The organism is Coleofasciculus sp. B1-GNL1-01 (genome assembly GCF_040220235.1).
Classification (GTDB): Bacteria; Cyanobacteriota; Cyanobacteriia; order Cyanobacteriales; family Coleofasciculaceae; genus Coleofasciculus.
Map to the genome: position 1 here is coordinate 12,729 of NZ_JAVJTO010000145.1, position 15,960 is coordinate 28,688.

10 protein-coding genes are annotated in these 15,960 nt (G+C 45.5%); 7 read left to right on the forward strand and 3 right to left on the reverse strand.

Annotation, left to right across the window (positions count from 1 at the left end; translation table 11 throughout):
* Positions 1-114: 114 nt before the first annotated feature.
* From RID53_RS32660 to RID53_RS32670, 3 genes are all read left to right on the forward strand, one after another.
* A complete protein-coding gene (locus tag RID53_RS32660) occupies positions 115-465 on the forward strand; it encodes a hypothetical protein (protein WP_446392060.1) in 351 nt (116 codons plus the stop codon).
* Positions 458-1,699: a response regulator gene (locus RID53_RS32665; protein WP_446392061.1), complete on the forward strand. Its 1,242-nt coding sequence runs from the start codon at positions 458-460 to the stop codon at positions 1,697-1,699. Before RID53_RS32660 ends, RID53_RS32665 begins: the two co-directional genes overlap by 8 nt.
* A gap of 291 nt (positions 1,700-1,990) precedes the next feature.
* Entirely contained in the window at positions 1,991-2,749 is a 759-nt protein-coding gene (locus RID53_RS32670) for a tetratricopeptide repeat protein (protein ID WP_446392062.1), read from the forward strand.
* 241 nt (positions 2,750-2,990) lie between these two features.
* On the opposite strand, the gene RID53_RS32675 is transcribed toward RID53_RS32670, so the two are convergent.
* A complete protein-coding gene (locus RID53_RS32675) occupies positions 2,991-4,184 on the reverse strand; it encodes an aminotransferase class V-fold PLP-dependent enzyme (protein WP_446392063.1) in 1,194 nt (397 codons plus the stop codon).
* Positions 4,185-4,399: 215 nt separating this feature from the next.
* Here RID53_RS32675 and rpsB point away from each other — a divergent pair, with 215 nt between their 5' ends.
* From rpsB to recG, 4 genes are all read left to right on the forward strand, one after another.
* Complete coding sequence (rpsB, locus tag RID53_RS32680; RefSeq protein ID WP_446392064.1) at positions 4,400-5,224, forward strand: 30S ribosomal protein S2; 825 nt, start codon at positions 4,400-4,402, stop codon at positions 5,222-5,224.
* Positions 5,225-5,312: 88 nt separating this feature from the next.
* Positions 5,313-5,936, forward strand: a complete 624-nt coding sequence (gene tsf, locus RID53_RS32685; RefSeq protein ID WP_006102905.1) for a translation elongation factor Ts — start codon at positions 5,313-5,315, stop codon at positions 5,934-5,936.
* A 355-nt stretch (positions 5,937-6,291) separates the two neighbouring features.
* Entirely contained in the window at positions 6,292-7,152 is an 861-nt protein-coding gene (locus RID53_RS32690) for a hypothetical protein (RefSeq protein ID WP_446392065.1), read from the forward strand.
* Between the two features lie 103 nt (positions 7,153-7,255).
* Positions 7,256-9,736, forward strand: coding sequence for an ATP-dependent DNA helicase RecG (gene recG, locus RID53_RS32695; protein ID WP_446392066.1), 2,481 nt, complete (start codon positions 7,256-7,258; stop codon positions 9,734-9,736).
* Positions 9,737-9,742: 6 nt separating this feature from the next.
* Here recG and RID53_RS32700 read toward each other — a convergent pair whose 3' ends face one another.
* Positions 9,743-14,491, reverse strand: coding sequence for a WD40 domain-containing protein (locus tag RID53_RS32700; RefSeq protein ID WP_446392067.1), 4,749 nt, complete (start codon positions 14,489-14,491; stop codon positions 9,743-9,745).
* Entirely contained in the window at positions 14,488-15,792 is a 1,305-nt protein-coding gene (locus tag RID53_RS32705) for a P-loop NTPase fold protein (RefSeq protein ID WP_446392068.1), read from the reverse strand. Before RID53_RS32705 ends, RID53_RS32700 begins: the two co-directional genes overlap by 4 nt.
* Positions 15,793-15,960 lie beyond the last annotated feature (168 nt).

Consider the following 15,960-nt stretch of genomic DNA (forward strand, 5'->3'; position numbering starts at 1 on the left):
CAGCAGATTAGAGCCAAGGAGAAACAAACAAAACCCTTTAACTCTACCCCAGGCACCGTCATTATTGCCGTCACCGCCAGTGCGTTTACCCAAGAACAACAGCGTTTTTTTGCCGTGGGATGTAGTGATGTAGTGATTAAACCGTTTCGGGAGGAAACCATCTTCACCAAGATGACTGACTATTTGGGTGTACGCTATCGCTATGCGTTCACTCATTTAACATCCCCATTTGAGGAAAACACCAGTTCATTGTTGCTGACACCCGAACATTTAGCGATAATGCCAAATGAGTGGACTATGCAACTTCATCAAGCCGCTAGCAGTCTTGATCATGAACTCATGAACCAACTCATTGAACAAATTCCACCGTCTAACGTTCCCTTAGCGGAAACCCTTAGGGATTTGGTGAATGAGTTTCGGTTTGACACTTTAATGAATCTGACGCAACCCTTTTACCATGAGTAACCTAAAGAATCCCGGCTATGTCTTAATTGTTGACGATCAGCCCAACAATCTACGTCTGTTATCGACAACTCTAACCGAGGCAGGATATCGGGTAAGAAATGCCATTAGTGGCAAAATGGCATTAATGGGGATTGAAAAAGCGTTGCCGCAGCTTATTTTGCTGGATATTATGATGCCACAAATGAATGGGTATGAACTGTGCCAGCACTTAAAATCCGATGAACGCACCCAGCATATTCCGATCATTTTTTTGAGCGCGTTGGATAATGAATGGGATAAAGTCAAAGCCTTTGAGGTAGGGGGAACCGATTATATTACCAAGCCCTTTCATGTGAAAGAAGTGTTATCGCGGGTGAATAATCAACTGATGGTTGTTCGCCAGCAAGAGCAAATTGTTGATCAAAATCGGCAATTGCAGTACCAAAATCAACAACTTCAGCAGCTTAACGCCGAGCTAATCCGCTCGAATCAAGACTTGGAAGAATTTGCTCGCATCGCCTCTCATGATTTGCGATCGCCCCTGCAAACGATGAAAGCGTTTGGTCAGCTTTTTTGCCAAAAATACCAGAGTTTGTTGGATGATAAAGCCGCTCACTACATGAATCGAATTTTAGAAGCAGGCGATCACATGGAACAGCTAATTCAAGATTTGCTGAACTATTCACGAGTCGAGACTCAGGGGGAAGAATTTGAACCCACCGACTGTAATCAGGTGGTTGAGTCTGTTTTGGCGAATTTAGACAGTGTAATTCAAGGGCAGGGTGCTGTGATTATCTGCGAACATTTACCCATCGTCATGGCAGATGGCATCCAACTTGTACAACTGTTTCAAAACTTAATCAGTAATGCCCTCAAATTTTGCTCCCCGGAGGTTGCACCGGAGATTAAAATTGCGGCAGAATTGCGCCAAACAACGTCTTCATTAAGTGATGACTCCGCTAGGGTGTTGCCGAGTACGCCAGAACCCACTGAGGTGAATGAATGGGTGTTTCGGGTTGAGGATAATGGGATTGGTATGGAAGCGGCGTATTTTGAACGAATTTTTAAGGTATTCCAACGTCTACACACCAATGAAGAATATCCAGGTACAGGAATTGGTTTATCGATTTGTCAGAAAATTGTGGAACATCACGGCGGACAAATTTGGGTTGAATCATCTCCGGGAGTCGGAACAACCTTTTATTTCACGATTCCGGCGTTATTAACTCCGGAGGCGGGGAAACAGGGGGAGTAGGTAGGGTGCTGCTGAATACGTGTTGGGGTGAGGGGGAGCTGGGGAAGCTGGGGAAGCTGGGGGAGCAAGGGTACATTTTTCCTGAGCAAGGTGATGCCATACAATGCTACCCGATTTCCTTGAATCAAACCCTCTGTCAATAAAGCTCAAAGTATTGATGGTTAAGGGTTGTTGTGTTCCTTACCGAGAAGCCCCACACCCCATACCCCACACCCTGCTTACCTTTGACGGGAGCTTGTCACCCCTTCAGACGATATACACTAGAACAATAAACCCGTTTCCGACAAGCCGATGATTCAGCGGTTTTGGCAGTGGCTAATGCGGCTAATTCAGCCAATCTTACCGCCCTTTCTCAAACCCCAAAAATACAGGCGGCTTCAAAAACGCCTCAGTGATGCAGAGTATCAGCAGCTATTTCGCCAACTGTTGATTGGGGTGAATCAGGGATGGAATCGGGAACAAATCCTGCAACATTTAGGATATCAGAGCAGCGATCGCTATTTTAAACTGTGGCTGTATGACTATGGACAGCAGTTGCGGCAATTGCCAGAAGCGGATCATCAGTTGGCTTGGCAGTTATTGCAGATGAGTGGCGTCGGCTGTGGAGAATTAGGGGAAATTGCCGCAGAAATTGGCAAGGATTTATTGGCAAAACCCGCCAGGAAAGGGGAAGCCTATCCAGAAGAAACGGGAGACGCGGATCAGGGCGAAACTGCCGCAAGTGATGCCGCCGAAACCTGGTTAAATCAAGGGAAACAGCAACTCGCCGATCAGGATTTTCTGGGTGCGATCGCGTCGTTTGATCAGGCGATTCAATGCCAACCCGACTACACCGAAGCCTGGAATAATCGGGGGTTAGCCTTGGGGAACCTGGGAGACTATAAAGGTGCGATCGCATCCTATGAGAAAGCGATTCAATTTAAACCAGATTACCAATTAGCCTGGTACAACTGGGGTGTGGCGATGGATAAGTTAAAAGAAAAAGAAAGCGCGATCGCACCGATTGAATCATCCCCAGACGCCAAGAGTATCCGAGATCCCACAAACTAACCCAGCTAATTTGGTGAAATAGATTTGGTTCGTAGTGAGGGCTTTAGCCCTCTCCAGCTAGGCGTTAAAGCACTCTTCGTGCTTACTACAAACAAAGTCCTATTTTAACCCGATCACGCCACTACAGTTTTGATAATTTGTCTGGTTGCAAATTGTATTTTTTTAACGCAGAGGACGCAGAGGTTAACGCAGAGGTTCGCAGAGGGATTGAGGGGTAGGTGTCTCCATTCTTCGTTCCCTGTCAAACCAAAGATGCCAAGGTTGTACAAAATCGCTCAACTTCGGCTTCGGTGTTGTAATAATGAACAGAAGCCCTTAGCACTGATGTCAATCCGCGTGCGTCCATATCTAATCGCGTGCCTTGGGCGGAAGAAACCGATAGATTAATCTTTTTTTCACTCAGTAACTGCTTAATTTCACTGGGTTCTTTCTCCTCAACCGTAAAGCTAACAATCCCGCATTTTTTCTGCCCTAAATCCTGAAGCTTTACCCCATCCATATCACTCAGTTGGTCACGCAATCTGTCCGCCAAATGACGAATCCGATGTTCAATCGCTGCCAGTCCCCAACTTAAGGCATAATCAACCGCAACCCCTAACCCAATTTTCCCAGCATAGTTGGTTTCCCAATTTTCAAACCGACGGGCATCGGCACGAATTCTAAATGTATCTTTACTCGCCCATTCAGCAGCCTGCATATCCAAAAAGGGCGGTTCTAATTGCTCAATCACCCCTTCTCTGACATACAAAAATCCCGTACCTCTGGGTCCGCGTAAATATTTACGTCCCGTCGCTGAGAGCATATCGCAGCCAATTTCATTTACATTAATTGGCATTTGTCCCACAGATTGACAGGCGTCGAGTAAATATAAAATCCCCGCATCTTTTGCCACGTTTCCCACGTCCACGGCTGGGTTAACTAATCCCCCATTCGTGGCGACATGGGTAATCGCAATTAACTTCACCCGCTCATCAATCGCTTGGCGTAATTTAGGAATAGAAATTTGCCCAAACTCATCATTGGGAATCACCTCAATGGTTGCCCCTGTCTTCCGAGCAACTTGCAGAAAGGCAATGAAATTACTACCATATTCCGATACCCCGGTAAGAATGCGATCGCCTTTTTTCAGAGGTACGCTATAAAACCCCATATCCCAGGCTCTAGTGGCATTCTCAATCAGGGCAATTTCCTGGCGCTGACAGCCTAACAGCGTCGCCACGGCATCATATACCCGTTCCACTGCCTCAACTTGTTGTGCCGCCGCTTCATAGCCACCAATTTGGGCTTCTAACTGTAAATGTCCGACAACGGCATCTAAAACCAACTGCGGCATTAATGCTGCACCCGCATTATTGAAATGTAAAACAGTCTCACAGCCCGGTGTGTCTTGACGGGCGCGTTGCCAATTTAATCTTAAATCCCGACTCTTCCCCATTGCCTATTCCCTATTCCCTATTGCCCATTGCCTATTACCCATTGCCCATTGCCTATTACCCATTGCCCATTCCCCATTGCCCATTGCCCTGTTGTCCGACTATTTATGTTACCTTGGAAAGGTTGTCAAAAATCGCACATTCAGGATTTCGGGTGTTTCCCTAAAGAAATCCGCCTGAATGGAGGATAAACCCGAATAAGGAGTTTAAATTAATTATGCCAGTCGTCTCTTTGGCTCAAATGATGGAAGCCGGGGTTCACTTTGGTCACCAGACCCGTCGCTGGAATCCTCGCATGGATCAGTACATTTATACTGCCCGGAATGGCGTTCATATCATTGACTTGGTGCAAACCGCCCAGTTAATGGAAGAAGCCTACAGCTATATGCGAACCGCCGCCGAACAAGGGAAGCGCTGTCTGTTTGTCGGTACCAAGCGCCAAGCCGCCGGAATTATTGCCCAAGAAGCCAGTCGTTGTGGCGCATACTACGTCAACCAACGCTGGTTGGGAGGAATGTTAACCAACTGGGAAACCATCAAAGGGCGGGTTGAACGACTCAAAGAACTGGAACGCCGGGAAGAAAGTGGTGCCCTTGACCTCTTGCCGAAAAAAGAAGCCGCCGTACTGCGCCGGGAATTAGGCAAGCTACAAAAATATCTGGGTGGCATCAAAATGATGCGGCGCATCCCCGACATTGTGGTCATTATTGACCAGCGCCGGGAATACAATGCCATCAAAGAATGTGAAAAACTCAGCATTCCCGTCGTCTCGATGCTGGATACCAATTGTGACCCGGATGTGGTGGATATTCCGATTCCCGCTAATGACGATGCGATTCGGTCGATTAAACTCATCATTGGTAAATTAGCCGATGCCATCTATGAAGGGCGTCACGGGGAACTGGAGACAGAGGACGAGCAAGAGTTTGCCGAAGCCATCGAGGAGATGGAAGACGAATACAGCGAGGAAGATATGGACTCCTTTGACTCAGACGAGGAAAGCGAGGAGAGTGGCGAGGAAGGCGAGGACAGTGAAGAATAAGCGGCGATTTCCAGCTCACCCGATACACTGGGGTTATCTGTCCGTTGTCCATTGACACCGACAAAAACAAAGGAGGAATAAAGGCAAGATGGCGGAAATATCAGCAAAACTCGTCAAAGAGTTACGGGAAAAAACTGGCGCAGGCATGATGGACTGCAAAAAAGCGCTCAAAGAAAACGAGGGCGATATGAACAAAGCCATCGAATGGCTGCGTCAGAAAGGAATTGCCTCAGCTGAGAAAAAATCCGGTCGGATGGCGGCTGAAGGAATTGTGGGCAGCTATATCCACACTGGGGGACGAGTTGGTGTCTTAGTGGAAGTCAACTGCGAGACGGATTTTGTGGGTCGTCGCGAGGAATTTCAAGCCTTGGTTAAGGATATCGCCATGCAAGTGGCGGCTTGTCCGAATGTCGAGTATGTGTCGGTGGACGATATCCCCGCCGCGATTACCCAACGGGAAAAAGAAATTGAAATGGGGCGCGATGACCTAGCCAAGAAACCGGACAATATTAAAGAGAAGATTGTTCAAGGTCGGATTGAGAAACGGTTGAAAGAATTATCATTAATGGATCAACCTTATATCCGAGATCAAAGCAAATCTGTAGAAGAGTTGGTCAAAGAAACCGTTGCGCTGTTAGGGGAAAATATCCAGGTGCGTCGCTTTACCCGCTATGTTCTGGGTGAGGGGATTGAATCGGAATCCTCCGACTAAATGTCGCGTCGAGTCAAGCCGTTTATTGTAGGGGCGCATGGCGTGCGCCCTTAATTATCGGAGAAAATTCAACTTCCGATTTAAGCAAAATACACCCAAGAACGTTAACAGTGGTGGGTTACGGCGGATAGTTGATTAAACGGGTTCCGCCTCAATGAAAGTCCGCCTAACCCACCCTACGTTTTTTGGTTAAAAGCAGACCTATCGGGAGCAGTAAGTAGGTTGGTTGGTAGAAATAAACTCAACGATGTTAAGTTATGTAAATAAACCTCAAACCTTTACAAATGACAAATGACAAATGACAAATGACGATCTCAGCCGTTAACTTTTATTGTCCCTACCTACTTAGCAGATAATGGTGAGCGCAATTGAACGCATTGAGCAGGACTTAGGTAAGATGGAGGAAGCGATCACACATCTAGCTTCCCAACTTCACGACAGTTACGCCACCTATTTGACCGTGTTGGGGCAAACTGTGCAAAAACAGTTAATGCTGGCAGGTTATCAGGTGTGTACTCAAGGCTATCCCGACGCCTTTTTAAGTTTGTCCTTCAATCAGCGCCAAAATTTACAGCAAGCCTTGCGTCAGATTGGCAAGGAAGGACAAGACGAGTTACTTTTACACCTACAGCTTCCTCAAGACCTATCCTCAACTCTAGAGGATGAATTAGACGAGGATGAGGAATTAGAACCGCTGCTGGAGTCCACAGAATCCTCGGCGGAAACGACGACGAACCCATCTCCAGATTCAGCCCTCACCCCCCAAAAACCGATTCTGCCGGATCAACTGCTACAGTGGCAAGAGATGCTCGAAGACCAAATTGCTCTCACCTTGCAAACGGTTTCCGTGGAGACGAATCATCTTTTACAACAAGAGGGTATTATTCCTGATAAACTACCCCCAACTGTCCTGGAAGCGGCAACCAAAGCGGATGCGGCAGGTGAAAGCAGTCCGGGTTCAAATCTACTCAACCTTTTAGTCGAAACCCAAACGCCGGAGGATGACGATGATTCAACCTTAACCCGAATTATTGCAGTTAATCTGCGCCTATCCGAAATTGAGTTTACGGAACCGCAATTGGTTAAAATTAGGAATCAAATCCGTAACCTAGTTGCCCACACCACGAAATTTCAGCGACAATATCGTAAAAAACAACGGGAGTGGACTGTGGTTCAAGCCGAAGCCGCATGGCGGGCGAGTTGGTTTGAGGATTAGTTGTTCGTCATACTCGCTTCGCAAGAAGCAAGCTACGTCATTTGTGATTAGCCCTGGCTTGTCGTGAGTCGTTCGTTATTTGTCCTTACAGAATTCAGAGATTGTGAGTACAGAAATTCCAGACTGGACACGATTGCAAAAAGCGCTGGCGGTGGAAGCCGAAAAGGGCTTTACTGATTTGCTGGGGAATCAGTACCGTTTTAGTGAGTTTCTTTGCTTGAGTTTTGGCAAGACACCGGATGGACTTCTCCCGGTGGAACGGCGCAAATGGCAGTCCATTGCAGCGGAATTTGGACGGTATGATCATAAGACTGTTGAAGACCGTCAACATCTGGTAGCAGATACGCGACAGTTTCTCTACAAGCTGCAACAGGAACTTCAACGCCGGGAAAGGGAAACCATTCATCCGCCTCAAACCCCTACGGTTAAATCCCCTCGAACCACGCCTCTGGTGGCGGAAACCTCGAAGGTAAAGGTGAATTTTACCCTCGACTCACCCTTATCTGAATTACCCGATATTGGTTATCGCCGCAGTGGGTATTTAGCCCGATTGGGATTACAGACGGTGCGAGATATTCTCTACTATTATCCCAGGGATCATATTGATTATGCCCGTCAGGTGAATGTTAAGGATTTAGTCGCCGGGGAGACGGTAACGGTAGTGGGTACGGTGAAACGGTGTAACTGTTTTAGCAGCCCGAAAAATAAGAAGTTATCGATTTTTGAGTTAATTATTAAAGATAGTACGGGTCAACTGAAACTGAATCGCTTCTTTGCCGGGAATCGTTACAGTCATCGGGGTTGGCAAGAACAACAAAAACGTCGCTATCCGGTGGGGGCGATTGTGGCGGCGTCGGGGTTGGTGAAAAAGAATAAGTATGGGATTACGCTGGATACCCCAGAAATTGAGGTGTTAGACCATTTGGGGGGCAAGATTGACTCCTTAAAAATTGGTCGAGTCATGCCCGTTTATCCCTTGACAGAAGGGGTTCCCGCCGATTGGGTGAGACAGGCGGTACTGGCGGCGTTACCTGCGGTGAATCAACTTAAAGAGCCGTTGCCTAAAGGGATGCGTCAGCAGTATGATTTGATGGGCGTGAGTGATGCGATCGCGAATCTCCATTTTCCCACGGATACAGATACCCTCAGCCGTGCTAGACGCCGTTTGGTGTTTGATGAGTTCTTCTATTTACAGTTAGGATTTCTCCAACGGCGGAAAATGCAGCAGCAACAGCAATCCAGTGCTGTTCTCGCACCGACGGGGAAACTGATTGATCAATTTTATCAGCTATTACCCTTTGAACTTACCTCTGCCCAACAACGGGTGGTGAATGATATTCTCAACGATTTACAACAACCCACGCCGATGAATCGCTTAGTTCAAGGGGATGTGGGTTCCGGGAAAACGGTGGTGGCGGTAATTGCAATTTTGGCGGCGATTCAATCCGGGTATCAAGCCGCATTAATGGCACCAACGGAAGTGTTAGCAGAACAGCATTATCGTAAATTAGTCAGTTGGTTTAATTTACTCCATCTTCCCGTGGAATTACTAACGGGTTCGGTGAAGGTAAAGAAGCGCCGGGAGATTCATTCTCAGTTAGAAACTGGGGAATTACCGCTATTGGTAGGAACTCATGCGTTAATTCAAGACCCAGTAAATTTTCAGCGCTTAGGATTAGTCGTAATAGATGAACAACATCGGTTTGGTGTGGAACAACGGGCGCAGTTGCAACAAAAGGGACAATCCCCCCATGTATTAACCCTGACGGCGACGCCAATTCCGCGCACCTTGGCGTTAACCTTACATGGGGATTTAGATGTGAGTCAAATTGATGAGTTACCGCCAGGGCGCCAAAACATTCACACATCGGTATTAACAGGGAAGGAACGCCAAAACGCTTATGACTTGATGCGGCGGGAAATTGCCCAAGGGCGTCAAGCGTATATTGTCCTACCGTTAATTGAAGAATCAGAGAAATTAGATGTGCGATCGGCAGTAGAGGAGCATCAGCGACTCTCTGAGAGTATTTTCCCACAATTTCAGGTGGGATTGCTACATGGGCGAATGAGTTCAGCAGAAAAGGATGAGGCGCTGAATGCGTTTCGGGATAATCAGACACAAATTATTGTCTCCACCACGGTGATTGAGGTGGGGGTAGATGTCCCCAATGCGACGGTGATGATGATTGAAAATGCGGAACGGTTTGGCTTGTCGCAGTTGCACCAATTACGAGGGCGGGTAGGAAGGGGTTCCCATCAATCCTATTGTTTATTAATGAGTGGGTCGAAAACGGATACAGCGCGTCAGCGTTTGGGGGTGTTGGAACAGTCTCAGGATGGCTTTTTTATCTCGGAAATGGATATGCGGTTTCGGGGTCCAGGGGAAGTTTTAGGGCGGCGTCAGTCGGGGTTGGCGGATTTTGCTTTAGCCAGTTTGGTAGAGGATCAAGAGGTGCTGAATTTGGCAAGAGATGCGGCGGAAAAGATTGTCCTGGAGGATAAGGCGTTGGAGAGTTTGCCGTTAATTAAGGCGGAGTTGGATTATCGGTATTCTAAGTTAATGGGTGGGGCGATTTTAACGTGATTATCTTTAGTCAATTGTTCCCTTTTGAGGGATAATACCATCACAAAGATGGCGATCGCTCTCACTTACATTTGGGTTAGTCTTTAAAAAATCATCCAGCCAGTTGCAAGCACGCAGCAGTAAGTCATCAAGATCCAAATTCCAGAGAATTACTGTTCCATCTTGACTAGCAGAGGCAAGGGTTTTACCATCAGGACTAAAGCTTATATCCGTAATCCAATTACTATGACCCTGAAAGGTTTGTAGTTCAGTGCCATCAAAACTCCAGAGTTTAATTGTACAATCCTCACTGGCGGTAGCTAAAACTTTACCATCGGGGTGAAAACTCACACTAGTAATCCTTTTTTTATGACCTCGGAAGAGTTGCAGTTCAGTACCATTGATATTCCAGAGTTTAGCACTACAATCTTCACTAGCGGTAGCTAAAATTTTACCATCGGGACTAAAACTTAGATCAGTAACTTTCTTACTGTGACCGAATATTTTTGGAGCATCCCCTTTTGGAAAAAGCATTACCCAAAGTAACGAAATTGCAAGGGTTTCAGTACCCATTAAAAGAGCTAACGTGCAAAATTGGGATGTTCCCAAGGTTAAGCGCCAAAGTGTCACTCTACCATGCAAGCTAGCGAAAGCAAGAATCTGGTTATTGGGGCTAAAGCTAATGCTTGTCACACACTCACGAGACTTATAGGAAGCTTGCATTTCAGCCACATCTTTGCTCCAAAGCTCGATAGTGCCATCCTCACCAGCAAATGCTAGAATTTCACCATTAGGACTAAAGCTGACGCAAGTAATTCCGTAATTGTGTAACAAGGGGAATGGCGGTTCATTGCTGTCTAAGCACCAGAATTCTACATTGCCGTTTTTATCAGCAGAGGCTAGAGTTTGACCATCCGGACTGAAACAAATGCTCGTGACTCTGCTACTGTGATTTTGCAGGGTTGCCAGTTCTGTGCCGTCCAAGCGCCAGAGTTTTACTGAACCCTTCTCATCAGCGGAAGCCAACGTTTGACTATCAGGACTGAAACTGACGCTAGTGACTTTATTAGCGTGACCGGGTAAAACTTTTAGTTGATTACCTCTCAAGCACCAAAGTTTCACTGTTCCTTCGCCACCAGAGGACGCCAACGTTTGACCGTCAGGACTGAAACTGACGCTAGTGACTTTATCAGCGTGACCTCGAAAGGTTTGCAATTCATCTCCATTTAAGCTCCAAAGTTTGACTGTGCCATCTTCACTGGCAGAGGCTAGAGTTTGACCATTAGGACTAAAACTAACCCTAGTGACCCAATCTCTGTGAGCCTGAAAAGTGATCAGTTTTTGTAGTTCAGTACCATTAACACGCCAAAGCTTGACTGTACCATCTAAACTGGCAGAAACGAGAATTTGCCCATTGGGATTGAATCTGACGCTGCTAACTCTCTCACTGGAACCCTGGGCAATTGGCAGTTTATTGCTATCTAGATACCAAAGTTTCACCGTACCGTCCTCACTGGCACAAGCTAAAGTATGCCCATCAGGACTGAAACTCAAGTCATATACCAAATCGTGATACTCATGTAAAACTTGCGGTTGATAGTCATTTACAGACCAAAGTTTTACTGTACCATCACTACTAGAAGAAGCTAAAATTTGCTCACTGGGACTAAAGGTAATGCTGATAATTCTTTCCCGGTGCCCCTGAAATGTTTGCACTTCAGAGCCATCTAAACGCCAGATTTTTATTATACCATCGCCACTAGCAGAAGCTAAAGTTTTCCCATTAGGGCTAAAACTGATGCTCGTTACCCCACTATCGTGACCTGGGAAAGTTTGCACTTCAGAACCATCTAAACACCAGAGTTTTGTTGTACCATCTTTACTGCCAGAGGCTAAAATTTGCCCATCGGGACTGAAACTAATGTTCGAGACTTCAGCCTCATGTCCTTGTAAGCGATTGCGCTCGCGCACACTGTAGACTGCTTGCCTTAGCCTACATATTGTCCTAATTTTGACTTCGGATGGCACTTTGGTCTGTTGTAATTTCTTACCCGCTGCAACGCCAGCTACTAATGCCATGAGTTGGTCATTTGATAACAGCAGAGCTTGAGATAATGAGCTGAGTGCCATAATTTCAGCAACTTCCGCCCGTTGGCTTTCCTGTTGTTCTTGAATGAGTGCCTGTTTAAGTTGTCCTTTAGTTAGTTCTAGTTCTTTAGTAATTTCTAGTTCTAATATCAGGGTTGAGCGGTATTTTTGGCGGATAAAGAACACTAGGTAATCATGAACAAGTTGATAAAGTTTGGTAGAAGTTTCGGGGATTAGAACTATTATCCCTGATTTGACTAAAACATCCAATATAAACTCCAGCTTTTTCGGTTCTAGTTCTGAAGTGGCTGCCAATTCTGTGTCAGTTTTGAGAGGACGTGTCCCATTTTCATTAGTCAGTAAGTACAAGACTAACCAAGCAGTATTTTCATTTTCAGAACCACAGTCTTCAATTACTTCTTCTAGAAATCGTCTGACCAGTCTTTCCTTAGAGCCACGTTCTTTGTACTCTGCTAACGTTGTAATATTTTCAGCTTGTAGTTGCCACCCTACTATCTGTAGCTCAATGGGACGCACATCTCCTAGCTCACCTGCCAGATCATGGACTAATTGGTCAACTAAAGCAGGTTCTAAATAAAAATTAGCTCGTTCTGTTAGACTTATAAGAAGACTTTTCGCATCTTCAGGACGAAGATTACTTAAGTGGTATAGAGTATATTTACTGAGAATATCATTGTTGATTATATCAAAACATATTATACGATTTAACTCCAATAAGTAGTGAAGGTAATCTTCTCGCATAGACAAGATTACTTTCACAAAAGGAAGATCTAGACAACTCCTTAAAAACTCAAATAATAGCCGTCTCTCGTTTCGGTTCGTATAAACAAAGAAAAACTCTTCAAACTGATCAAAAATTAGGACTGTCTGTAGATTACGATCTTCATTTGCTCGTAACTGTGCAAGGATAACCTCTTCGGAATCTAGTAGGGAAGGTAAGCGTATACTTTTTTCCTCAAGCGCCTCCACTAATGATTTCCCCAATACTGTGATCCAATCAGTGTAAACTCGTACTGTAACGGGCAAAAAATCGCGAGACTCTATGGTTCTGTGTTTTAGTGCAGGTACTAATCCTGCATTCAATAGCGAACTTTTACCAACTCCTGACTGCCCATGAAGTACAGTTAATTTACAGTCATACCTTCTTATTCTATCAATCAAACGCTCGACATCTAGGGAGCGACCAGACGCCGCTAATTCTGGGGCAATTAACTTGTGGGTTTCAGCTTGTTGATACTTCATCAATTTCGGAGACAGTAGCTGATCTGCACCAACGAAAGCCACCAAATCATACTGTCTTTCAATCGAACGCCGCTCTCGCTTTATCTCAAAAGCTTTTAGATACTGGCATTGTTCTGAATAGAGTGATCGCAACTCTTCCAACACATAAATATAGAGCTTTAAATCTTCTCTAGGGTTACCTTGATATTTGGCTATTTTTAAGTTCTTTTTTGCCTCTTCCTGTTGACCTAAATGTCGTTGTGATTTTGCCAAAAGCAATCGATATAACCATTGATCGCGTGATTGTTCTTCTGAAGCATTTGCCAAGGTCTGTAGTGCTTGCTGAGAGAGTTGGCGGGCATCCTCCCAGTTGGATAGATTTAGAGCTACTTCAGCTAGAAAGCCATAATCTCGAGCGAGTTCTATCGGACTACCATAGGTCTGATGAAGCTTCAGGGAGTTTTGGGCAAAAGTCTGTAAATCGCTCCAAGCTTCCAAGCACTGTAATACCTCGCTAAGTTGACCAGTAAACTTGGCAACTAAATCGGGACGTTGAGCCTGTTCAAAGATAGTAATGCATTGCTGTAGATAATGCCGCGCTTTCTGCCAATGGTGCTGGCGTTCTGCCCCATCCAGTTCGGCATTACGCAGATAACATAACCCTATATGGAACAACAGCACACCCTGGCGTTCTAAATGTGTACGTTGCTGCCAAAATTCGAGGCTGTGCTGATAATGAGCCAAAGCTTCGTTTAGCTGATCATTGACATAAGCATTTCGACCCAGGAAAAATTCCCAACCCGCTTGTAATCCTGGCTCTAATTCCTGTCCTCGATTTTGTAACTCTCTCTGCGCTGACTCTAGTTCTGAGCAGTTGAGAGGCTTGATGATGACGGCATTAGGTAAAAACTGGTCTGCATCAGTATCCAAAACAGCAGAAAATACACGATTTGTGATTGACTGAAGGAAGTCGATTAACTCATTAGTGGTAAGCTTAAAACTAATGGGACTCGCTGTCCAGCTCTCGAAATCAGGGGCTAACCGAATCAGCTTCTTGAGAATTTCATCATTGACCCACAAAACTAAGGGGAAAGGAAAACTTTTGCGAAACTCCTCGCGTACCTGGTTCATCAAAGTCAGCACCTGATTTATGTCGCTCACTGACTCTAAGCCAAAAACCATCACAGCGGCTGGCTGTTCATTGCTCAATTCATCTCGGATAGTAGAGTAGAGTCTTGTAACAGATCTATCGAGAACAATTTCTCGAACTTTGACTGAACAGATTTCCTTCAGTCGCTGTACTATTTGCTCACGCAATGCAGAATAGTTGCACTTGGTAAAGATTATGGAAAATTGCCCCTCAGACATGGTAATAGTCCAAGCCAATTCCTGCAATGACTTTTCATTGTCGGAAACATTTTGAGATTGTTGGGACAGCTCATTCATGGCTTCAATTGTTCTGTTTGTGCCAAGATGGAGTTGATATCAAACCAAGATCCATCTCGATCCCGGTACTCATATACAAACAAACTGTGGATCAGAGTTTGGTATCCTAGATCTCCACTCACACATTTTCGTTTGACTACTTGGCGCAGTAACTCCCACTCATCCTCCTCAATTGTCAGAAGCATCTGATTTCGACGTGCTTGAATAACCTCTTCTAAACTCTTACGAGAGAGGGGTAATCCTTTTTCTCTGCGGATACAGTCATAAAGCAACCTGAGTAAATTCCGGATATGACCACCACTGACACGGCATAGTAGGTTTAAGGTGTCAGAACTATCAAATACCTCTTGGATTAAGCTAATCCGTTGCTCTGGAGCGACATCGGGGAAAGCTCTAGCTAGCACCATCTGTCGCAACAGTGCCAGACCTTCCCTACATTCACTCTGGTCTCGCAACCGCACAGGCACCATTGGTAGTACCTTAGGATATACTCCAAATCGCTGGGCTAGTCTGCCCGCCTCATTCGAGAACACCAAGGATAGTGGCATAGTGTAAACAACATGGCATTTGAGTTGACGTAACTGCTCTCCTCGATCCACAAAGAGATATTCTGGCTGGAGGCGTCCCCATGGTTTCTGAGTACTTTCCACTCGATCCAGGTTATCGACAATTACGACTAATCCTTTTTTACCCTCTTGCTTTAGTCTTTTCTGTGCAGGTTCCAGCAGTTCCTGATTAATTGCCTCTAGAATCGCACGGGTACGCGGCTCCAAATATCCTCTTAGCTTATCGCGAAGCTTCGGACTTGCTTGGGTTTGGGAGGTGATTTCAGCAATACCTACCGAAAATTTCACATCGGATACCTGCATCGGTGTCTGTAAAATTTCTTTAACCTCACCGAATAAATTCTTAAAGTATCCCGCTTTTTGACTAAAACCTTTCTCTTCCAAACTTTCGCTCACTCGACGGGCGATCACCAGCAAAATATCAACGATATCCACATCACCCATTTCCAGGTCTTGAGAGGACTCGAAATAGACCACATGGAACCCGTCCTGTTCCAATTCGGCTTTGAGCCGTAACAACTCTGTTGATTTACCGCAACCAATATGTCCTGTAAACAACTCACAGGTTGGCGTATCCGGCGAGAAGAACGTAATGTTATCCTTCAATTCCTCAATAATCTTGCCACCCCGCACTGACGAAAAATCAATATAGTACTTTTGATCTTGCTCATTTTCCACAGCTAAAGTCCGGCTGGGGTTAGTGGCTTGAAAAAATTTGCGTAAATCCAGTGTCATGTTAATTCCACTATCGCTTTGGTACTTACGGCTTCTTGAAACTAGGGGACTTCTGAAACTTGTACATAAGGCAAGTTGGTATTGACGAGACTTGGGTTAATTGTGACACAGCCAGAAGGTCAGTTGGTAGATGCGCGATCGCACGACAGCAGCCAACCCCCTGACCTA

Bases quoted from the DNA above. Each gene is read 5' to 3' on its own strand.
- RID53_RS32665 (WP_446392061.1), top strand. From the start codon at position 458: ATGAGTAACCTAAAGAATCCCGGCTATGTCTTAATTGTTGACGATCAG.
- RID53_RS32670 (WP_446392062.1), top strand. From the start codon at position 1,991: ATGATTCAGCGGTTTTGGCAGTGGCTAATGCGGCTAATTCAGCCAATC.
- RID53_RS32675 (WP_446392063.1), bottom strand. From the start codon at position 4,184: ATGGGGAAGAGTCGGGATTTAAGATTAAATTGGCAACGCGCCCGTCAA.
- rpsB (WP_446392064.1), top strand. From the start codon at position 4,400: ATGCCAGTCGTCTCTTTGGCTCAAATGATGGAAGCCGGGGTTCACTTT.
- tsf (WP_006102905.1), top strand. From the start codon at position 5,313: ATGGCGGAAATATCAGCAAAACTCGTCAAAGAGTTACGGGAAAAAACT.
- RID53_RS32690 (WP_446392065.1), top strand. From the start codon at position 6,292: ATGGTGAGCGCAATTGAACGCATTGAGCAGGACTTAGGTAAGATGGAG.
- RID53_RS32700 (WP_446392067.1), bottom strand. From the start codon at position 14,491: ATGAATGAGCTGTCCCAACAATCTCAAAATGTTTCCGACAATGAAAAG.
- RID53_RS32705 (WP_446392068.1), bottom strand. From the start codon at position 15,792: ATGACACTGGATTTACGCAAATTTTTTCAAGCCACTAACCCCAGCCGG.